The sequence below is a fragment of the Falsiroseomonas selenitidurans genome, from assembly GCF_012103215.1.
In the GTDB taxonomy this organism is placed as follows: Bacteria; Pseudomonadota; Alphaproteobacteria; order Acetobacterales; family Acetobacteraceae; genus Falsiroseomonas; species Falsiroseomonas selenitidurans.
The window spans coordinates 14,117-34,090 of sequence record NZ_JAAVNE010000034.1 but is presented as its reverse complement, the minus strand read 5'-3'; the positions used below and the strand labels follow the sequence as shown (position 1 = coordinate 34,090).

At 71.9% G+C, this 19,974-nt stretch carries 20 protein-coding genes; 9 read left to right on the top strand and 11 right to left on the bottom strand.

The features are described from left to right. Positions 1 to 39: 39 nt before the first annotated feature. Both HEQ75_RS18750 and HEQ75_RS18745 read right to left on the bottom strand, forming a co-directional pair. A complete protein-coding gene (locus HEQ75_RS18750; protein WP_168033539.1) occupies positions 40 to 1,269 on the bottom strand; it encodes a hydantoinase/carbamoylase family amidase in 1,230 nt (409 codons plus the stop codon). Positions 1,270 to 1,297: 28 nt separating this feature from the next. After that, on the bottom strand, positions 1,298 to 1,960 hold the full coding sequence (locus tag HEQ75_RS18745) for a GNAT family N-acetyltransferase (RefSeq protein WP_168033537.1): 663 nt from the start codon (positions 1,958 to 1,960) through the stop codon (positions 1,298 to 1,300). Between the two features lie 156 nt (positions 1,961 to 2,116). Between HEQ75_RS18745 and HEQ75_RS18740 the strand changes: the two genes are divergently transcribed. Further along, positions 2,117 to 3,088 (top strand): Bug family tripartite tricarboxylate transporter substrate binding protein, encoded by a 972-nt coding sequence (locus tag HEQ75_RS18740; RefSeq protein WP_168033535.1) that lies wholly within the window; start codon positions 2,117 to 2,119, stop codon positions 3,086 to 3,088. Positions 3,089 to 3,134: 46 nt separating this feature from the next. Here HEQ75_RS18740 and HEQ75_RS18735 read toward each other — a convergent pair whose 3' ends face one another. The 3 genes from HEQ75_RS18735 to HEQ75_RS18725 all read right to left on the bottom strand — a co-directional run bounded on the left by HEQ75_RS18735 (position 3,135) and on the right by HEQ75_RS18725 (position 7,501). After that, the gene (locus tag HEQ75_RS18735; protein ID WP_168033532.1) at positions 3,135 to 4,835 is read right to left on the bottom strand and encodes a hypothetical protein; all 1,701 of its coding nucleotides are present in this window, start codon (positions 4,833 to 4,835) and stop codon (positions 3,135 to 3,137) included. Positions 4,836 to 4,950: 115 nt separating this feature from the next. Beyond that, on the bottom strand, positions 4,951 to 6,144 hold the full coding sequence (locus HEQ75_RS18730; protein ID WP_168033530.1) for an FAD-dependent oxidoreductase: 1,194 nt from the start codon (positions 6,142 to 6,144) through the stop codon (positions 4,951 to 4,953). 52 nt (positions 6,145 to 6,196) lie between these two features. Next, complete coding sequence (locus HEQ75_RS18725) at positions 6,197 to 7,501, bottom strand: HlyC/CorC family transporter (protein ID WP_168033528.1); 1,305 nt, start codon at positions 7,499 to 7,501, stop codon at positions 6,197 to 6,199. 188 nt (positions 7,502 to 7,689) lie between these two features. On the opposite strand from HEQ75_RS18725, the gene HEQ75_RS18720 reads away from it, so the two are divergent. From HEQ75_RS18720 to HEQ75_RS18700, 5 genes are all read left to right on the top strand, one after another. After that, positions 7,690 to 8,871: a urate hydroxylase PuuD gene (locus tag HEQ75_RS18720; RefSeq protein ID WP_168033517.1), complete on the top strand. Its 1,182-nt coding sequence runs from the start codon at positions 7,690 to 7,692 to the stop codon at positions 8,869 to 8,871. Next, entirely contained in the window at positions 8,868 to 9,206 is a 339-nt protein-coding gene (gene uraH / locus HEQ75_RS18715; RefSeq protein ID WP_168033515.1) for a hydroxyisourate hydrolase, read from the top strand. Before HEQ75_RS18720 ends, uraH begins: the two co-directional genes overlap by 4 nt. A 67-nt stretch (positions 9,207 to 9,273) precedes the next feature. Then, positions 9,274 to 10,236 (top strand): 3-hydroxyacyl-CoA dehydrogenase family protein, encoded by a 963-nt coding sequence (locus tag HEQ75_RS18710; protein WP_168033506.1) that lies wholly within the window; start codon positions 9,274 to 9,276, stop codon positions 10,234 to 10,236. After that, on the top strand, positions 10,233 to 10,997 hold the full coding sequence (locus HEQ75_RS18705) for an SDR family NAD(P)-dependent oxidoreductase (RefSeq protein ID WP_168033504.1): 765 nt from the start codon (positions 10,233 to 10,235) through the stop codon (positions 10,995 to 10,997). The genes HEQ75_RS18710 and HEQ75_RS18705 overlap by 4 nt, the downstream gene beginning before the upstream one ends. A gap of 29 nt (positions 10,998 to 11,026) precedes the next feature. Then, the gene (locus HEQ75_RS18700; protein WP_168033502.1) at positions 11,027 to 11,485 is read left to right on the top strand and encodes a VOC family protein; all 459 of its coding nucleotides are present in this window, start codon (positions 11,027 to 11,029) and stop codon (positions 11,483 to 11,485) included. 3 nt (positions 11,486 to 11,488) lie between these two features. Here HEQ75_RS18700 and HEQ75_RS18695 read toward each other — a convergent pair whose 3' ends face one another. Next, entirely contained in the window at positions 11,489 to 12,556 is a 1,068-nt protein-coding gene (locus HEQ75_RS18695; RefSeq protein ID WP_168033500.1) for an LLM class flavin-dependent oxidoreductase, read from the bottom strand. Between the two features lie 125 nt (positions 12,557 to 12,681). Here HEQ75_RS18695 and HEQ75_RS18690 point away from each other — a divergent pair, with 125 nt between their 5' ends. The 3 genes from HEQ75_RS18690 (at position 12,682) to HEQ75_RS18680 (ending at position 15,700) form a co-directional block, all read left to right on the top strand. Further along, positions 12,682 to 13,638: a Bug family tripartite tricarboxylate transporter substrate binding protein gene (locus tag HEQ75_RS18690; protein WP_168033497.1), complete on the top strand. Its 957-nt coding sequence runs from the start codon at positions 12,682 to 12,684 to the stop codon at positions 13,636 to 13,638. Further along, the gene (locus HEQ75_RS18685) at positions 13,623 to 14,420 is read left to right on the top strand and encodes a sulfotransferase domain-containing protein (RefSeq protein WP_328734370.1); all 798 of its coding nucleotides are present in this window, start codon (positions 13,623 to 13,625) and stop codon (positions 14,418 to 14,420) included. The genes HEQ75_RS18690 and HEQ75_RS18685 overlap by 16 nt, the downstream gene beginning before the upstream one ends. Positions 14,421 to 14,488: 68 nt before the next feature. Beyond that, the gene (locus tag HEQ75_RS18680; RefSeq protein WP_168033493.1) at positions 14,489 to 15,700 is read left to right on the top strand and encodes a Zn-dependent hydrolase; all 1,212 of its coding nucleotides are present in this window, start codon (positions 14,489 to 14,491) and stop codon (positions 15,698 to 15,700) included. Positions 15,701 to 15,772: 72 nt separating this feature from the next. Here the strand turns inward: HEQ75_RS18680 and HEQ75_RS18675 are convergent, their stop codons facing one another. The 5 genes from HEQ75_RS18675 to HEQ75_RS18655 form a co-directional block, all read right to left on the bottom strand. Continuing rightward, on the bottom strand, positions 15,773 to 16,603 hold the full coding sequence (locus tag HEQ75_RS18675) for an alpha/beta hydrolase (protein WP_168033491.1): 831 nt from the start codon (positions 16,601 to 16,603) through the stop codon (positions 15,773 to 15,775). Continuing rightward, a complete protein-coding gene (locus tag HEQ75_RS18670; RefSeq protein WP_168033489.1) occupies positions 16,600 to 17,577 on the bottom strand; it encodes a D-2-hydroxyacid dehydrogenase family protein in 978 nt (325 codons plus the stop codon). Before HEQ75_RS18670 ends, HEQ75_RS18675 begins: the two co-directional genes overlap by 4 nt. A gap of 80 nt (positions 17,578 to 17,657) precedes the next feature. Then, entirely contained in the window at positions 17,658 to 18,509 is an 852-nt protein-coding gene (locus HEQ75_RS18665; RefSeq protein WP_168033487.1) for a hypothetical protein, read from the bottom strand. A gap of 76 nt (positions 18,510 to 18,585) precedes the next feature. Continuing rightward, on the bottom strand, positions 18,586 to 19,026 hold the full coding sequence (locus HEQ75_RS18660) for an acyl-CoA thioesterase (protein ID WP_168033485.1): 441 nt from the start codon (positions 19,024 to 19,026) through the stop codon (positions 18,586 to 18,588). Beyond that, positions 19,023 to 19,925, bottom strand: coding sequence for an ABC transporter substrate-binding protein (locus HEQ75_RS18655; RefSeq protein ID WP_168033483.1), 903 nt, complete (start codon positions 19,923 to 19,925; stop codon positions 19,023 to 19,025). Before HEQ75_RS18655 ends, HEQ75_RS18660 begins: the two co-directional genes overlap by 4 nt. Positions 19,926 to 19,974 lie beyond the last annotated feature (49 nt).

Sequence of the window (19,974 nt, the reverse complement as noted above, 5' to 3'; positions counted from 1 at the left end):
CTGCCCGCCATGGGCATCAAGGCCGCGTGTCGCCGGCGCTCAAGCCCGTCCCGCCAGGTCCAGCAGCACCCGCGCCAGCACCTGCGCGCCGCGGGCGGTCTGCGCCGGGCTGGAATACTCGGCCGGATGGTGGCTGATGCCGGCGCGGCTGGGGATGAAGATCATCCCGGTCGGGCAGACCGGCACCAGGAACTGCGCATCGTGGAAAGCGCCGGAGGGCATGGGCCTCGCCTGCAGCCCTTCCGCCTGCGCGGCGGCGGCGATCGCCTCCTGCACCAGCGGCGCGAAACGGGCGGGCAGGGCGTTGAAGGTCTCCGTCACCGTCGCCCGGCAACGCGCCATGGCGCCCTGGATCGTGGCCACCACGGCATCGCCACGCGCCGTCAGCACCGCCGCATCCGGGTGCCGCAGGTCGATGCTGAACCGCGCCAGGTCGGCGACGGTGTTGGAGGAGTTGGGGAAAACCTCCACCCGCCCCACGGTGAAGCGCAGCACGTCCTGCGGGTCTGCGGTCAGCGCGTTCAGCGCGGCGATGGCGCGCACCATGTCCTGTACCGCGTCCTGACGCAGCGCCAGCGGCGCGGTGCCGGCATGGTCGGTCTTGCCGGCGATCTCCACCAGGAACCAGCGGCTGCCCTGGATGCCGGTGACGATTCCGATATCCAGCCCCTCCGCCTCCAGCAGCGGACCCTGCTCGATATGCGGCTCGACATAGGCGTAGGGGGTGAAGCCCAGCGGCCGGCGGGGGATGTCGGCCTCGGCGGCCAGCAGCCGCGCCAGTTCCGCGCCGAAGCGCAGCCCGTCCCGGTCCTTCACCTCGTCCCAGCTCCCAGGCGGGCGAAAGCCGGAAAACGCCATGCTGCCCATGCAGCCTGGGGCGAAGCGTCCGCCTTCCTCATTGGTCCAGGCAACGATCTCGATGGCGCGGCGGGTGGCCAGGCCGGCCTCGCGGATCGCCTGCACCGCCTCCAGCGCCGCCAGCACACCCCAGATGCCGTCGAAGCGGCCGCCCTTGGGCTGGCTGTCCATGTGGCTGCCGGCCAGCACCGCGGGCAGGCCGGGGTCGGTTCCCTCATGCCGCAGGAACAGGTTGCCCAGCGCATCGACCGAAGGCGCCAGGCCCAGGGGCAGGGCCCAGGAAAGCAGCAGGCGCCGCGCCTGGTGGTCGAGGTCGCTCAGCGCCGCGCGGTTCACGCCCTCGCCCTGGATGGCGCCGAGGCGCGCCATCTGCATCAGCCGATCCCATTGCCGCTGCTCGCTGACCCGCATCGCCCGCTCCTGCCAGGACAACAAGCGTTCAGAGGGGATCATCTGAACGCGCTTCTTGCGCTGGGTTCAATGAATTAAGGAGCAGGTTGCGTTCAGGTGAAAGCGGCGTGCTCCGGTCCGCGGCGGAGGTATCAGCCGGGACGGCAAGACGGAAGCGCAACCCCTCGCCGCCGCCATGTTCGGCGGGCTTCGTGAAACGCTCCACCAGCACGCCGCCGCAGCCGAGAATGACGCGCTGGGAGGCGAGGTTGGCCGGGTCCGTCGTCAGTTCCACCCAGGGCAGGCCATGCGCGGCCGCCTGCGGCAGCAGCCGCGCCAGCGCCCGCCTTGCCACGCCCTGGCCGCGCCGGGCCGGGACGATGTTGTAGCCGACATGGCCGAGCACATGCGGCGGCAGGGCCGGCGTGCCCGGCTGCCAGCGCAGGCCGATATTGCCGCAGAACCCGTCCTCCCAGATCCAGAAGGTCATGCCCGGCAGGCGTGGCCGCAGCGTGCCGTCCGGCATGCGCACCGGCGCGCCGGCGCCTTCCGGGTCGTGCAGGCTGGCGAGGAAGGCGTCCGGATCGGCGGCGATCGCCGCCAGATGCTCCGACGCCAGGGCTTCGGCCCGCACCGTGGAAGGGGTCCAGCCAGCCCGCAGCGCCGCCACATAGGAGGGGAGCTCAAGCCGGGAAGGTCTGCGCAGTTCCATGTCCATCGTCGCCCAGCTTCGCGGCAGAATGGCCGTGCGGATGATTGTGGCGCCAGCAATGTCCCTGCATGGCTGGCCTGCCGGCCGCGAAAAAGGGGCTGACGAAGCCGCGCCGGCGCCCGAGACTGCCACACTCACCGTCCGGGAAGCTTCACCATGCGCCGCCGCCACCTGCTTGCCAGCCTGCCGCTGCTTGCCGCCCCCACCGCCCTGCGGGCGCAACCCGCCTGGCCGGAACGGCCGGTGCGCATCCTGGTGCCCTTCGCACCGGGCGGGAACACCGATGCGCTGGCGCGGCTGACCGCCGACCTGCTGCAGGCCGAGATCCCGGGTGCCAGCTTCGTGGTGGAAAACCGCACCGGCGCCGGTGGGCTGATCGCGGCGGAGGCGATGGTGCGCGCCCCGGCCGATGGCCATACGCTGATGATGGTGGCGGTCGCCGTGCTGGCGGTGGCGCCCGTCGCCATGGCGCAGCCGCCCCGCTTCGACCCGGTGGCGGATGTGACGCCGATCGTGAATCTCGGCACCAACCCCTTCGTGCTGATGGCGCATTCCAGCGTGGCGGCCACGGATCTGGCCGGGCTGATCGCCTGGATGCGGGCGCGCAACGGCGCCTTCCCCTATGCCTCCGGCGGCGTCGGCAGCTTCCAGCACCTGTCCATGGCGCTGTTCCTGCAGCGCATCGGCGTGCAGGCGGAGCATGTGCCCTATCGCGGCGGCGCGCCGGCCCTGGCCGACCTGATCGCCGGCAATGCACCGGTGATGTTCGCCAATCTGTCGGAGGCCGTGCCGCATGCGCAGAATCCGGCGGTGCGGCTGTTCGGCGTGTCCGGCACCACCCGCGCCGCCGCATTGCCCGAGGTGCCGGCGATCGCCGAGGCACTGCCGGGCTTCGAGACCATCACCTGGAACGGGCTGATGGGGCCGAAGGGCCTGCCGCCGGCGATCGCCACGCGCATCCACGGCATCATCGCCGCGGCCCTGGCCCGCCCGGCGGTGCAGGCGCGCATGGCGCAGATCGGCGCCGACCCGCTGGGCGAGGGGCCGGAGCCCTTCGCCGCCCGGCTGCGCGCCGATGTCGCGCGCTGGGGCGATGTGGTGCGCAGCGCCGGAATCCGCGTGCCCTGAACCGCGGTACCGGTCCCTTCCCCGCGTCGGCGGGGCAGGGACCGGCTCAGCGCGCGACGGCTGAAAGCCCGAGGCGCCGGGCGCTCTCCACCGGGCCGAGCGCACCCAGGGCGGCCATCTCGCCGAAGCCCACCGGCTGCGGCGGGCGCAGCGAGATCTCCAGCTCGCGCGGCTGGCGGATGAAGCTGGCCAGCGCCTGGCGCAGTTCCAGCAGCGGGTCGGCCTGCGGCGCGGCGGCGGCCGGGGCGCCCTTGCGCGCCGGGCCGGCCGGGGGCGTCGGCCGCCCGCCGCCCGGCACCGGCATGGCCAGCGCCATCTGCGCCATCTGTTCCCGCAGCCTTTCCTCCGGCATTCGCTGCTGGCGCGCCTGCCAGGCGATGGCCCGGCCCAGCAGCCCCTGGTCGCGATAGCTCAGCGTCAGGCTGCGCAGCCGCGCCTGCATCAGCTGCTGCATATAGGCCTCGTCATCCTTCACCTGGCCCGCCTGCGGAATCGGCATGCCGTCCAGCTCGCTGCGCAGGGTCAGGGTCCCGGCCTCGTCCCAGGCGATGCGGAAGGGCTCGATCTCCATCGCCCCGCCCTCGCGCTGCATGGCGGCGCGCAGCTCGATCCCGCCGGCGATCGCGCGGTAGCCGATCTGCTCCAGCCAGGCCGCGGTGCCGGGCGGCAGGGTCACCCGCAGCCCCTCGAAGGCCATGCCGCCGACCAGCCGGCCGCCAGCTTCCACGGCGCCGTCCAGGGCGATGCGGCCGAGCTGGAACATCGGCTGGCCACCGGTCGCCGCCGTCACGCCTTCCACCGTGAAGCGCTGCGGCGTGCCGGGCACCGGGTCCGGCGGCTGCACGCCGTCCAGGATGGCGGCGAGCGTGGTGGCGCCGTCGATGCCGCTGGCGGCGACGCGCCCGATGCGCATGTCGCCCTGGCCGAGCGGCCCGAAGGGCGCGCCGATGCGGGTGCCTTCCAGCGCCAGTTCCGCCAGCCGGCCCGGAATCCAGTCGCGCAGCGCGAATCGGCCGACTTCCAGATCCACCTGCTCGTCCGGCGCGCGCAGCGCCGCGCCTTCCAGCGTCAGGCTCTGCACCGTGAACTGGCGCGGATCCGGCGGCGTGCTGCCATCCATCACCGGCATGACCAGGGACTGCACCGCCGCCCGGCCCAGCCGGAAGGAAGGCGCCTGCTTTCCCTCGCCCTGGAAGTCCACGCCCTCCACCTGCGCCATGCCGAGCACGCCGGGCGCATAGCCCTGGGCGGTGGCGCGGCCGACGACCAGCGTGCCGCTCTTGGCGGTGCCGCGCAGCCCCTCCGCCTCCAACTCGCCCAACTCGAAATTGGCCAGGCTGAGCGCGGTGCCGGGGGCCGGCAGGGGGATGCCGCCGAGCACCAGGCGGGACAGCTCCATCCGGTCGTTGTCGCCGCCGATATCGGTCTGCAGCACCACCTCCCGCGCCTCGGCGTGGCCGAGGCGGGATTCGGTGACGTCCTGCAGCAGCAGTTCCGCCATCGCCAGGCGCTCCTGCGGCGCGGCGATCACCAGATTGCCCAGCCGGGTGCGACCGGTCACCGGGTCCACCTGCCGCAGGCCCACCGTCAACCGGGCGTCCGGCCCGAAGCTGGCGCGCAGCCGCTCCAGCGCCGCGTCGACCTGGCGCTCGGCCTCGGCCTGGGCCAGGGCGCCAGCCCCGGCCAGCGCCATCAGCCCGGTGAAGGCCCCGGTGAAGACGAAGGTGGACAGGCGGCGGCGCAGCATGGCGGGGCTCCCGGGTTGTTGCGGCAGCCTAGGCAGGAACCGCGCGGCAGGTCCAATGTCGGTTCCGCGCGCCTGTTTCAGGCTGTTTCGGCCGGTTTCGCCCTCCTCCTCCGCCTCAGGGGATGGATGCGGCGGCGCGCACGCCCTCGATCATGCTGGTGCGCAGCAGATGCGCCCGCGCCCGCGTCGGGTCCGCCGCGGTGGCGCGCAACTCCGCCAGCCTTGCGGTGCGGGTGGCGGGGTCCTTCTCCTCCAGCGTGCGCTTGTTGGCGATGGTCATGGCCTGCAGGAAGGCCTCCGCCACCTGGCGCCGCTGCCGGTCGTAGCGGTCCAGCAGCGAATCGGGCCCGCCTTCCAGCACCGCCACCAGGCGCTCCGCGGCCAGCACCGCGTCATGGATGCCGAAATTCATGCCCATGCCGCCCAGCGGGTTGTTCACATGCGCCGCATCGCCGGCCAGCAGCACCCGGCCCAGCCGGAAGCGCGCCGCGACGCGCTGGTGCACGGCATAGAGGTTGGTGTGCAGCACCGGATAGGGGTCCGGGTCCGGGATCAGCGCCGCCAGCCGCAGGGCTGCCGCCTCGCGGTCCAGCAACTCGGCCTCCGCCGCTGCCGGGTCGGTGGGGAAGACGATGCGCCAGCGGCCCGGCGGGCCATCGGCGGGAATCTTGAACAGCGCGCACCAGGTCACGGGGTCCGAGACGTAGGAGGACAGCGCGTAGCCCTTCGCCGCCATGTCGCGGTCCGTCGTCACCACCAGGAAGCGTTCCGGCCAGGTGAAGCCCTCGAAGTCGATCGCCTGGCTCTTGCGCACCACGCTGCGCCCGCCATCGGCGCCCAGCACATAGGCGGCGCGGTGCTGCGTGCCGTCCTCCATGGCGATGGTCACGCCATCCGCATCCTGCGCCACGCCGGCCACGGCGGCGCCCCACACCACCTCGGCATGGGAGAAGGCCGCCAGGCGGCGCAGCAGCATCCGGCACAGCTTGTGCTGTTCGCACATCAGCCGGAACGGGAAGGGGGTGGCATCGGCCAGGATGGAGAGGTCGAACGCCGCCACCACCCCTTCCTCCCGCCCGCGGATCTGCCAGATCGGCGCCACCAGCCCTTCCGCCAGCAGATCGTCGGCGATGCCGGATTCGGCAAACATCTCCATCGTCGGCGGGTGGATGGTGGCGGCGCGGGGGTCCTCGAAGGGTTCGGAATGGCGTTCCAGCACCCGCACGGCCACGCCGGCCCGGGCCAGCAGCAGCGCCGCCGTCAGGCCGGAAGGGCCGGCACCCACGATGACCACCTGCGGTTCAGCCATGCCCTTGTCGCTCCGGATTGTCCGGACATTGTAGGACGGCGCGGGTGCCCTGTCAGCCCGGCCCCATCCAGCCAGCCTCCGTCTGGTCCTTTGGCCGCACCGCCAGCCGGTCGATGCGCAGGCCGCGGCGTTCCAGCACGCGCAGCGCGTAGCGGCCGATGGCGAGTTCCGTCCCCACCGCCGGGATGCCGCGCTGGCGGGCGGCGACCAGCCCGCCGATCGTCGCCGCCTCATCCTCCGGCAGGTCCCAGCCAAGCTCGCGGTTGATGTCGCGCACCCGCAGGTCGCCGCGCAGCTCCACCTGGCCGCCTTCCGCCAGGTCGCCCAGAATCGCCTCGCCGCGCTGCACGATCTGGCCGACGACGACCTCCACGATGTCCTCCAGCGTGACGATGCCCTTGAGCGCGCCGTATTCGTCCAGCACCATGGCCATCTTCACCGGCGCCTTGCGGAAATCCTGCAGCTGGTCGCGCAGCGGGCGGGACTCGATGACCAGCGCCGCCGGCTGCGCCACGGCCGCCAGGTCCAGCCGGGCCGGATCGCCGCCCGCGGCATGCAATGCGCGCAGCACGTCGCGCGCATGCACCACGCCCAGGATCTCCTCCCCATCCCGGCCCCAGAGCGGGAAGCGCGCATGGGGGGAGGCGAGGACTTTCGCCAGCATCGCCTCCGGCGGCGCCGAGGCGTGCAGCCCGACGATGCGCGACCGGTGCGTCATCACGTCCCGCACCACCATGTCGTCCAGCGCCAGCACGCCGCGCAGCATGCCGCGTTCCTGCCGCGCGGCGAGATCCGCCGGCCCCTGCTGGCCCATCCCGTGCAGTTCGATGGCGCCCAGCAATTCGTCTTCCGTGATGCCAGGCCGGTCGGCTTCCGGCGGGCGGGCGCCGGCCAGGCGCAGCGTCGCGCGCACCACCCCATTCACCAGATCCGCCGCCGGGCCGAGCAGCCGCATGGTGGCGGACAACACCGGCACGACGCGCAGCGCCGCGGCATCCGGTGACCGCAGCGCCAATGTCTTGGGCAGGACCTCGGAGAACACCACCAGCAGCAGCGTCATCACCAGCGAGGCATAGGCCACGCCGCCCTCGCCGAACCAGGCGATGAGCAGGGCGGAGGCGAGGGCCGTGGCGGTGGTGTTGACCAGGTTGTTGCCCACCAGGATGGCCGCCACCACCCGGTCCTTGCGCTCGCTCAGCCGGCCGAGCGTCGCGGCGCGACGGTCGCCCTCGCGGGCGCGGCGGGTGATGAAGGCACGACTGGCGGCGGTGAAGGCGGTCTCGGTGCCGGAGAACAGGGCCGAGGCACACAGCAATGCCAGGATCACCCCGAGCATCACCAGACTGGAACCGTCCATTGCGCCGCCCATCCCCCCGTGCCGCGCCGCCGGGATCGGCGCCGGGCCGCCCCGCATAGCATGGCCGGGCGCCGCACTGCAGCAATCCGGCGCCACGGCCTGCTTGCCGGCGGGTCACGCCGGCGCGAATGTTGCTCTCACGCTGCCGCTGCCGGGCCTTCCCCCGGCGCCCAAGGACGCCCGAGACGATGGACCCCGCCTACCTCGCCGAATGGGCGAACCTGCTGATTCGCTGGCTGCACCTGATCACCGGCATCGCCTGGATCGGCACCAGCTTCTATTTCATCGGCCTGGACAACCAACTTGACCCGCCGCGGGACGGCAATCCGCGCGTCAAGGGCGAACAATGGTCGATCCATGGCGGCGGATTTTACCACAAACAGAAATACCTGAACGCCCCGGCCGAATTGCCGGAGAAGCTGCACTGGTTCAAATGGGAGGCCTATTGGACCTGGCTGTCCGGCTTCTCCCTGTTCATGCTGATCTATTGGGGCCAGGCCAGCACCTATCTGGTGGACCCGGCGGTGATGGCGCTTTCGCCGGGCGTGGCGGTGGCGATTTCCGCCGCCATGCTGGTGGCGGGGTGGGTTGTCTATGACCTGGCCTGCCGGTCGAAATGGGGCGAGCAGGAAAACCTGCTCTCGGCCTTCGGCGTCGGGCTGCTGGTGGTGGCTGCCTTCGTCGCCTGCCATGTGTTCTCCGGCCGCGGCGCCTTCCTGCAGGTCGGCGCCATGACCGGCACCATCATGGTGGCGAATGTTGCCATGGTGATCATCCCCGGCCAGCGGAAGATGGTCGCCGCCATGCAGGCGGGGCAGGAGCCGGATCCAAAATACGGGCGCTGGGGCAAGCAGCGCAGCGTGCACAACACCTACCTGACGCTGCCCGTGCTGTTCCTGATGATCAGCCCGCACTACCCGATGACCTGGGGCGCGTCGTGGAACTGGGTGGTGCTGCTGGCCATCACCCTGGCCGGCGCGCTGGTGCGGCAGTTCTTCGTGCAGCGCCAGTTCGGCCGAAACCCGGTGGCGCTGCCGGCCGCGGCGGCGCTGGTGGTGGTGGTGCTGGCCGTGCTGCTCATGCCGGCGCGCGGCCCGGCCGGCGGCGAGGCGCCGGCCTTCGCCGAGGTGCAGGCCATCGCCGCCGCCCGCTGCGCCACCTGCCACGCCGCCAACCCGACGCAGGACGGCTTCGTGGAGGCGCCGAAGGGCGTGCGGCTGGACGAGCCCGGCCAGATCCGCCGCTGGGCGCAATCCATCCGCCAGCAGGTGGCCAGCGAGGCCATGCCGCCGGGCAACCTGACCGAGATCACGGCGGAGGAGCGGGCAAAGCTGGTCGCCTGGGTCGCCGCCGGGGCGCCGCGCGAATGAAGCCCTCCGCCCTCACCACCCATGTGCTGGATACCGGCAGCGGCCGCCCCGCCCCGGGCGTGACGGTCGAGTTGTTCCGTCACGACCCGTCCGGCCCGGTGAAGCTGGCCGAGGCGGTGACCAACGCCGATGGCCGCACCGACGCGCCGCTGCTGGGGCCGGACAGCTTCGCACCCGGCACCTACGAACTCCGCTTCCACATCGGCGCCCATTTCGGCGGCGAGGGCTTCCTCGGCATCGTGCCGATCGTGGTGCGGCTGGCGGCGGGGCAGGGGCACTACCACGTGCCGCTGCTCTGTTCGCCCTGGTCCTACGCCACCTATCGCGGAAGCTGAGGCACCGCCGCGGCTTGCCCGCCGCGCCGCCGCCGGGCAACGTCCGGCCCCTGGGCAGGAGCGTTCGATGGGCATCAAGGTGGCGGTGATCGGGGCGGGAACCATGGGGCATGCGCTGGCCCTGGTGTTCGCCCTCGGCGGGCATGAGGTGCGCCTGACCGACAGCAGCATGGCGACGCTGGAGAAGGCCGGTGGCCTGATGCAGACCGCCCTTGAAACACTGGTCGTGGCCGGGGAGGCGCCGCGGGAGGCCGATGCCGAATGGCTGCACCAGGCCGTCACCCGCCTGCCGGTGCTGGCCGAGGCGGTGGAGGAGGCCGACCTGGTGCTGGAGGCGATCAGCGAGAACCCGGAGGCCAAGCGCGCCCTGTTCGCGGAGGTGGACCGGCTGGCGCCGCCGGCGGCCATCCTGGCCAGCAACACCAGCTACCTCGATCCCTTCCCGCTGATCCCGGCGCGGCGGCAGGACCGCGCCGTCATCATGCACTGGTACACGCCGCCCTATCTGGTGGATCTGGTGGACATCGTCGGCGGCCCGCAATGCGACCCGGCGGTGGTGGACTTCGCCGCCGCATTCTGCCGCGCCATGGGCAAGCGCCCGGTGGTGATGCGCAAATTCGTGCCCGGCTACATCGCCAACCGCGTGCAATCCGCCATCGCGATGGAGGTCCAGAAGCTGCTGGACGATGGCGTGGCGACGGCGGAGGAAATCGACACCGCGATCATCGAGGGCATCGCCCTGCGCCTGCCCATCCTGGGCGTGCTGGCCAAGGCCGACTTCACCGGCCTGGCCTTCACCCAGGCGAGCCTCGCCAACCGCATGTATGCGCCGCCGCCGGTGCGCGGGCAGTGCGAGGCGGTGGACGCGCTGGTCGCCGCCGGCCGCACCGGCGTGATGGCCGGCGCCGGCTTCTACGACTGGCCGGGCGAGACGGCCGCGGTGCTGGAGGCGCGCGACCGTCGCCTGCTGGCGCTGAAGCGCGCGCTGCGCCAGATCGGCACCATGGCCGGGCAGGGGAGGGAGGCATGATCACCTATGATCTGCGCGGCAAGGCCGCGCTGGTGACCGGCGGGGCGTCCGGCATCGGGCTGGCCACCGCGACGCTGCTGGCGCGCAGCGGCTGCGACGTCGCCATCAATTTTCTCGCCGGCGATACCCGCGGGCCGGATGCCGTGGCCCGGCTGCAGGGCGAGACGAATGCGCGCATCCTGCCCGCGCCGGGCAATGTCGCCGATGCCGCCGATGCGGCGCGCATGGTGGACCAGGCGGTGGCCGATCTGGGCCGGCTGGACTACCTGGTGAACAATGCCGGCACGCCCGGCACCCCCACCGCCATCGCGCCGCATGAATTCGACCGGCTGACGGAGGAACTGTGGGAAACGGTGCTGGCGGTGAACCTGCGCGGCGTCTTCCGCTGCGCCAAGGCCGCCGGGCCGGCGCTGCGCGCGGCAGGGGGCGCCATGGTCAACATCGCGTCCATCGCCGGGATCAACTCCGCCGGGTCTTCCATGGCCTATGGCGCCACCAAGGCCGGGGTGATCTCGCTGACGAAGAACCTGGCGCGGGGACTGGCGCCGGAGGTGCGGGTGAATGCCGTGGCGCCTGGCGCCGTCGACAGCACCTGGATGATCGAGTGGACCCCGGAACAGCGCCGCGCCTCCATCGAGGGCGCACTGCTGAAGCGCCGCTGCACGCCGGAGGATTTGGCCGAGGTGATCGTCTTCCTGCTGGCCGGCGCCGCCATGGTCACTGGGCAGACCGTGGTGGTGGATGGCGGGCTGACAACCTGAGCGTCTCGGCGCCTTGATGCGGCGGGGGGGTGCTTCGATCAACCAGACGGTTAGGTTTCGGGTGTGCCTCAGGGCCACCCACCAGACCCCGGCTGATCTTCGTCAACCTGCCCGTCCTCGACCTGATCGCCTTCTACAAGGGGATCGGCGCGCGCCGGAATCCGCAGTTCAGCGATGCCACCGCCGCCTGCATGATCCTCTCCGAGACCATCCACGTCATGCTGCTGACCCGTGCCAGAATCGCCCAGTTCACCCGCAAGCGCATCGCGGATGCACATCGATCCTGCGAGGTGACGAACGCGCTTTCCGCCGACGACCGCGCGGCGGTGGACGATCTGGTGGCCAGCGCCGGCGCCGCGAGGGACCCGACGCCGCAGCAGGATCTCGGCTTCCTGCAAGGACGCAGCATCGAGCATCCCGATGGACACATCTGGGAGGTGTTCTGGATGGATGCGGACGCCGTTGGAAAGGCCGCGGCAGCGGGCTGAGGGCTACTCCGCCGCCATCGCCGGCGCCGTCGCGGCGAAGCGCGGCGCCACCTCCTGCATGAACAGGCGCAGCGAGCGCGCGGCAAGGTCCGCCGGCATCGGGCCGAGCCGGAAACTGCCGATGACGCCGCCGATGCCTGTCGCCTCGATCTCGGCCATTCGTGCCGCGACCGTGGCGGGCGACCCGGCGATCAGCGCCTTCGCCGGATCCACGCGCGCCGGCGGCGCAGTCTCCTTCTTCATGATGATGCCCTGCTCGCGGTAGATCCGCTCCCGCAGCGCCTTGCGCTGTTCCTGCATCGCCAGGAAGTTCGGCACCGCGATGCGCTCCGCCTCCGCATCCGTCTCGGCCACGAAGATGTTGCGCCAGCACCAGCTTTCATCAAGCCGGGCCTGCACCTCCGCCGCGCCGAAGCCGGCTTCCGCCATGGTCGCGCGGTACTGCAGGATGCGCTGCGCCGTGGTTTCCATGGACTGCACGTTCATCAGGAAGGGCAGGCCGCGCCGCGCCAGGTGCAGCGCGCCGGCTTCCGAGGAGGCGGCGCGGATCACATAGGGATGCGGCCGGGTGAAGGGCGTCGGCCGCAGCCGCGGGATGTTCAGTGTCCAGAACTTCCCTTCATGCGTCATGCCTTCGGGGCTGGTCCAGGCCTTGAGCATGATGCCCTCGGCTTCCTCGTAGCGTTCCAGCGCTTCCTCCGCCGGAATGCCGTAGCCCTGGTATTCGTAGACGTTATACGCGGTGCCGCGGCCGAGCCCGACGATGACGCGGCCGCGCGAGAGGTTGTCCAGCAGTGCCATCTGCTCCGCCAGCCGTGTCGGATGGTGCAGTGAGACCTGCGCCACCGCGAAGCCCACCTTGATGCGCTTCGTCGCCGACAGGATCGCGGCGGCGAAGGTCACCGGGTCCACATAGGCGCAGTTGCCGTCGAAGTGGTGCTCGGCGAGCCACACGACCTCGAAGCCCAGCTCCTCGCACAGCAGGGCCTCGTCCATCGCTTCCCGGATGGCTTCCGCGTCGCGATCGGGGTCGCGGCTTTCGGGGAACAGGAAGTTGCTGAAGCGCAGCATCCGGCGGGCTCCGCGATTGTCCAGACATTAGGCTAGCAGAGCGCGCCCCGCCTGCAACCTTCCTTCTTGCGTTGCGGCGGCGTGCCGATGTTAAGCTGAACCTCCCCTTCGCGGAGGCTTGCCCCATGCTCAGGCGTCGCACCCTTCTCGCCAGCGGCCTCGCCCTGCCGGCCCTGCTGCGGCCGGCCGTGGCGCAGGACCGGCCCATCCAGCTCATGGTCGGCTTCGCCCCTGGCGGGAACATCGACCTCGCCGCGCGCATGGCCGCGCCGTTCCTGGAGAAGTATCTCGGCGGGCAGCAGATCATCGTCGTGAACCGGCCGGGCGCCGGCGGGATGATCATGCTGAACGACGTCGCGGCCGCCGCGCCGGATGGCCGCACCGCCGCGCTGGTGTCCTTCCCCGCGCTGGTCACCGCGCTGTACGACAACCGGCCGCGCTATACCGTGGACAGCTTCGCCTATGTCGGCCTGCTGACGGACGAGCCCTACACCATCTTCGTCGGGCCCAATTCGCCCTACAAGTCGCTTCCCGACCTCATCGCCGCGGCGCGCGCGCAGCCGGAGCATGTCACCATGGCCGGCGCCGGTGTGGGCAGCGCCCCGCATCTGGCGCTGATGCAGCTGGAACGCGCCGCCGGCGTGCGCTTCACCTGGGTGCCGACGCCGGGCGCGGGGCAGGCGATGCAACTGGTCCAGGGCGGCCATGTCGCGGGATCCATCTCCACCGTCAGCCTGACCGTGCGCGCGCATATCCAGGGCGCCCTGCGCGTGCTGGCGCTGATGTCCGAAAGCCGCTGGGACCGCGCGCCGGACCTCCCCACCACGGGGGAGGCCGGCTGGAAGCTGGAGGCCGGCTCCGCCCGCGGCTTCGCCCTGCCGGCCGCAACCCCGGCACCGATGCTGCAGCGCTGGGAGGATGCGGTACGCCGGACCGCGCAGGACCCGGCCTTCAAGGCGCTGACCGATCGCGACTATCTGATCCTCCGGCACATGGACCGCGCGACGATGACGCGCTTCGTGCAGGATGAGAACGCGACCTATGCACGAATCTGGCGGGAGAGTCCGTGGCGGCAGAACTAGGCGGGCGGCGGGTTCAGGCCGTCATTGGCGGGGTGCAGAAATCTGCCACCTCTGCCCTTTTCCATGCATTGCGTGCGCATCGTGGAATGGCGCCGGCCCGCACCAAGGAAGTGCACTACTTCGACCGCGAGCAGGGTGTCGACTGGTCGGCGCCGGACTACGCCGCCTACCACGCCGAATTTCCCGACCGCCCTGGGCTGTGGCTGGAGGCGACGCCAATCTACATCTTCTGGCCGCCCAGCATCGCCCGGATGCGCGCCTACAGCCCGGCGCTGCGCCAGATCTACCTGTTTCGTGATCCGATCGAACGCTGCTTCTCGCATTGGTGCTGGGAGTATGCGCGCCAGGCGGAGTTGCTCGACTTTCCCGCGGCGATCGAGGCCGAGCCGGCGCGCCTGGCGGCGGCGGCGCCGCTCGACGACCAGCGCCGCGTTGTCACCTACCAGGCGCGCGGTCTCTATGCCGGGCAGGTGGAGCGGCTGCTGGCGCATTTCCCGCGTGAGCAGCTTCTGTTCCTCAGCCAGGCGGAGCTGCGCACGCAGCCGCTGGCGACGCTGCGGCGGGTGACCGATTTCCTGGAGATCGACGCGATCCTGACGCCGCCCGCAATCCGCAATCCGCGGCCGAAGCGCGACTACCCTTCGCGCCTGACCGCCGGGATGGTGGAGCGGCTGCAGCCGGTGTTCCGCGACGACCTGCGGCGCTTCGCCGACCTCACCGGCCTTGACGTGCAAAGCTGGCTGACGCTGCGTGGACCTTCGGCCCTGCCCGAAGCCGGCTGACGGCGCGGCCCTGGACGCCTCCCGCCACGCTGATCCACCATGTCGCCGCAACAGCCAGGGTCTTTCCCATGCCGCAGGTGGACACCGCCCGCTTCCTCCAGGACCTGCACGAACTGCGCAAGATCGGCGCCTACAAGACCGGCGTGCATCGCCCGACCTATTCGCCGGAGGACATGGAAAGCCGCCGCTGGCTGATGGCGCGCATGGCCGAATGCGGGCTGGAGCCCAGCATGGACGGCATTGGCAACGTCATCGGACGTCACCCCGGCGCGGGGCCGAAGCTGCTGGTGGGCAGCCATATCGAAAGCCAGAACCAGGCCGGCTGGCTGGATGGCGCGCTGGGCGTGATGGCTGGCGTGGCGCTGGCGCGCAGCGGCCTGCCGGTGGATGTCATCGCCTTCGCCGATGAGGAGGGCCACTATGGTGGCTTCATCGGCAGCCGTAGCTTCATCGGCGAATTGTCCGAGGAGGAGATCGACCGCCTGTCGAACCGCTACCACGGCAAGCCGCTGCGCCAGGCGCTGCGCGAGGCGGGGCTGGAGGGGCTGCCGCGCATCCAGCGGGAGCCCGGCCGCCACAAGGGTTTTCTCGAATTGCATATCGAGCAGGGAACGCAGCTGGAATCGGCGGGCCAGCAGGTGGGCGTCGTCACCGGCATCGTCGCCATCTGGCAGTGGCGCATCACCATCGAAGGCATGCAGGACCATGCCGGCGGCACCACCATGGCGGAGCGCCGCGATGCCGGGCTGACGGCGGTGCGGCTGCTGGCGATGCTGGATGAGCGCATGCCCATGGCCTGCGGCCCGCGCAGCACCTGGACCTGCGGCCGCATCGCGCTCGACCCCGGCGCGGCCTCCATCATCCCCGGCAAGGCCGAGGTGCTGTTCCAGTTCCGCGACGTGGAGGAGCCGGTCCTGCACCGCATGGAGGCCTGCCTGCGTGCCTGCGTGCAGGAGGCCAACCGCCGCGAGCGCTGCAGCGTGACGCTGGAGGCGATGAGCCTGTCCAAGCCCGCACTCTGCGACCAGGCGATGCAGGCAGCGCTGGCCGCGGCGGCGGAAGACCTCGCGCCTGGCGGGTGGCGCCACATGCCGAGCGGTGCCGGGCACGATGCGCAGTACATGGCGAAGGTCATGCCCGCCGCCATGCTGTTCTCCCCCTCCATCGCCGGCATCAGCCACCATTGGGCGGAGGACACGAAGGACGAGGACCTCGCGAAGTGCGTCGAGGTGCTCGCGGCGGGCGCGGCGCGCTACCTGGGGAACAACGCGCCGGTGTGAGGGGGCGCCATTGCCCCCACCCCACCTTCCCCGCAGGGCGGGGAAGGGTCCGGGTGGGGGCGAAGCCCCGCCTCAGCGCAGCAAGGTCTCCGCCAGCCGCAGCAGCGTCCCACCGGGCTGGCGCAGCGCCTCCAGCACGCGGAAATGGTCGGCGCCCGGGATCGGCACCAGCGGCCCCGGCGCATGGGCGGCGCTGCGCAGCGCGTGGAAATCGCGGCTCTGCCGCACCAGCTCCGGCAGTTCCGCGGTGCCGTAGGCGATGGCCAACGGCTTGTGCACCACCGGCCGGCGCATCGGCGACAGTTCCGCGATCTCCGCCTCCGTCAGATGCAGCGCCGCGTTCAGGTAGGTGTCGCGGATCGGCGCCAGCTCGAAGATGCCGGAGATCGCCAGCCCCGCCGTCACCGCCGGATGCTCCAGCGCCAGCGCCGTCAGATGCCCGCCCGCGGACCAGCCGGAGGCCACCAGCGGCCCGCCGATGCCCTGTGCCGCGCCCTCCGCCGAAAGCCAGTCCAGTGCGCGGTGGATCTGCCAGGCGATCTGCGTCAGGGAGGCGGCCGGCGCCAGCGTGTAGCCGTTGAAGGCGACGGACCAGCCCATCGCCAGCGCCCCCTCCGCCAGGTGCGAGAAATTCTCCCGCTGGTTGCGCTGCCAATAGCCGCCATGGATGAACACCAGGCAGGGCGCCGCGGGATCGCGGCCGGGGAACAGGTCCCAGGCCTCGCGCTCGCCGGGGCCATAGGCGAGGTCGAGATGCGCCGGATGCGCGGCGCGGAAGGCGCCGGCCAGCGCGTCCCGCTCCGCGATCAGCGCCGTGCTGTCCGCCACCGCCTCGGCATTGTTGTAGGCAGCGTCGCGCTCGGCCTGGCTGGCCGCGGCCCAGAAAGCCGGCAGCGCGCTCATGGCGTCAGGAGGCGGATCGGCGCGCCCGCGAGATAGGCCTCGATGGTCTCCACCGCGCCATGGAAGTAGGCCGAGAAATTCTGGCGGGAGACATAGCCCAGATGCGGCGTCAGCAGCGTGTTCGGGCAGGCCATCAGCGGGTGGTCCAGCGGCAGCGGCTCCCGGTCGAACACATCGAGGCCGGCGCCGGCGATGCGCCCTTCGGTCAGCGCTGCGATCAGTGCCGGCTGGTCGATCAGCGGGCCGCGGCTGGTATTCACGATGCAGGCGCTGGGCTTCATGGCGCCCAGTTCCGCCGCGCCGACGATGCCGCGGGAACGGTCGGACAGGATCATGTGCAGCGTCACCACATCCGCCTGCGCGAACAGCGCCGCCTTCTCCACCCGCGTCACGCCGACGGCGGCGGCGGCCTCGGCGGTCAGGTTCTGGCTCCAGGCGATGGTCTTCATGCCGAAGGCCTGGCCCACCCTGGCGACCCGCGTGCCGAGCTTGCCGAGGCCGAGGATGCCAAGCGTCAGCCCCTCGGCCGCCGTGCCGACACTGTTCGGCGCGCCATGCGCCTGCCAGGTGCCGGCGCGCAGGCTGGCCATCTGCGCCGGCAGGTCGCGCAGCAGGCCGAGGATCAGGCCCCAGGTGATGTCCACGGTGGGCGCGCCGGCGGAGGGCGTGCCGCAGACGGTGACACCCTGGGCATTGGCGGCGGCGACGTCGAAGGCGCGGTTGCGCTCGCCAGTCGTCATCAGCAGCTTCAGGTTCGGCAGGCGCTGCAGCAGGCTGGCGGGGAAGGGGGTGCGTTCGCGGATGCCGAGGATGGCGTCGAAGGGCAGCAGCCGCGCCACCAGCGCGTCCTGGTCCGCCACCGCGTCGCGGAACACCTCGATCGTCAGGCCCGGCGGCAGCCGGTCCCAGGGGCCCATCTGCAGGGCGACGCCCTGGAAGTCGTCGAGGATCGCGAGCCGCGTCAGCCTGGTCATGCCGGGATTCCCTTGCGTAGCTGGAACCCGGAATGCGTGCAGCGTTGCCCTTCCGTCAATGCCCCTTCCGCCGGGCCGGCTCAGCCGGCGAGGAGGTCCCAGCGGATGGTGCGGCCGGGGCGGATGGGCAGGGTGCCGGCGGGCGTTTCCGCGGGCTGGCCATCGGCATCCAGAGGGCGGAACGCGGCCGGGTGGAACAGGCCTTCCTGGCGCACCGGCTCCATCCCATCCAGGTCGTCCGGCAGCGCGGCCAGGAAATCCGCGGCCAGCGCCGCGGCCAGGCCGGGCACCGGCAGGGCCACCTCCAGCAGGCGGGGCCGGGGCGGTGGCGGCGGCTGGTCCAGGCGTGGTGCCTCGCCGGGCAGCAGCAGGGCGAAGCGACCCTCGGCATCGGTCCAGGTGACGATGCGCACCGGCCGCCCCTCCATCACGGAGCCGCAATCGAGCCGGCCGAGCGCCACCGTGCGGCCGGCCGCATCGCGCAGCGTGCCGATGACGGCGGTCATCCCGGCGGGGACGGCGCGGCTGGGGGAGGGGCGGAGGCGCAGGGTGAGGCGAGGCGGGGGGGCTGGCCTGGGCGCCGTGTTCCCCGCGCCGCCCAGCGTCGGGCGGGGCGGGAAGCGCGGCGGCACCACCACGGTCAGGGCCGCGGGCAGGAAGCGGCGCGCCGGGTCCGTCACCAGGATGCGGCGCGGGCCGGGCGGCAGGTCCACCAGGCAGGTCAGGCCGGCGCGCAGATCCTCGACCATGGTCGCCTCCGGCACGCCCACGGCCTGCAACCGCAGGCCGGTGATCGCCGGCAGCGCGCCCGGCCGGCCTTCCGCCTCGTAGCGCAGCAGGCGGAGGCCGAGGATCGGCTCCGGCGCGGCCTCCGGCGACGCCAGGCGCCAGCCGGTCTGCAGGGCCCCAGCCGGTGGGCTGGTGATGCTCATGCGCCGCCCTTCCTCCCTTCCGTGTGGAAAAGCTAACAGGGTTGACCGCGGGCCTGCAACTATCGGTTGTCGAACCCTACGCCGCCACGATCAGGCGCGCGGCGGCCTCGCGCAGCGCTGGCGGCAGCGGCGTCGGCTGGCGCTGCGTCGCGCGGTCCACATAGACATGCACGAAATGCCCCTCCGCGCTCACCACCTCCGCCGCGCCGCGGAACAGGCCGATGCCGTAGCGGATGGAGGTGTTGCCCAGCCGCTCCACCCGCAGGCCGGCCGTCACCTCGTCGGGGAAGGCCATGGGGGCATGGAAGCGGCAGAGGGTTTCCACCACCACGCCGATCACCGGGCTGTCCACCAGGTTGATCGCGCCCGCACCCAGCAGGAAGCGCGCCACCACCGTGTCGAAATAGGAATAGTAGGTGACGTTGTTGATGTGCCCGTAGATGTCGTTGTCCATCCAGCGGGTCGGTATGGGCAGGAAGAACCGGTACTCGGCGCGGGTTGGCAGGGTCTTGCTCATGCCAGCGCCTCCGCGACCACCGCGGTGTCGACGCAGGCGGCGAAGCCCGGGCGGCGGGGGATGGCGCCGACGCCGGCCATGGCGCCTTCCAGCGCCTCGAAGGCCGCCTGCGGAAACACCGGGTCCCGCGCCCAGATGCCGAGGTCCAGATAGCGGCCGATGGCGGTGGCCAGCACGCCGCGGTCGAGGTCGGGGAAATGGTCGGCCACCACCGCGGCCACGCCTTCCGCCGGCGTCGCGTGCAGCCAGGCCTGCATGGCGGCCAGGCCGCGCACCATGCCGAGCATGGCCGGGCGCTTGTCCGCCAGCAGGGCGCGCGTGGCGTAGAAGGCGGTGTAGGAAGTCGGGCCGCGGCTGGCCTGGGCGTGCCAGATGGCGCCGCCGGCCGCCACGGCCTGGCTGGCGAAGGGCTCGAACAACTGCGCCACGTCGATCTCGCCGGCCAGCATCGCCGCCATGTTCGCCGCCATCGTCGCCCCTTCGCGCACCGCCAGCCGTGCCGGGTCCAGGCCCAGGCCGAGCAGGTCCTGCTGCAGGCACCACCAGGGCGTCGGCACCTCGCTGACCACGCCGAGGCGAAGTGCCGCCAGATCGGGCAACTTGAATCCCGGCCGCATCCCACGCCCCACCAACAGGAAGGGGTCGCGCATCACCACCCCACCGAAGCTGACCAGCGGGCTGGCGGGGTCCGCCGCATGGTCGCGGATCACCCGCATCGGGCCCGACCAGGCCAGATCTGCCGCGCCGGACAACAGGTTGGCCACCGCCCGGTCCGGCTCCCCCACCGTGATCAGCCGCACCTCCACCCCCTGCCGGGCGAAGTCGCCACGGGCGAGGGCGGCGTAGAAGGGGGTGTAGAAGACGGCGCGGAACGGCTCTTGCAAGGTCAGCGGGGTCACGCGCATGTCTCCGGGGTTGGGGCGCGCATGTGACAACAGCCTCACGTCC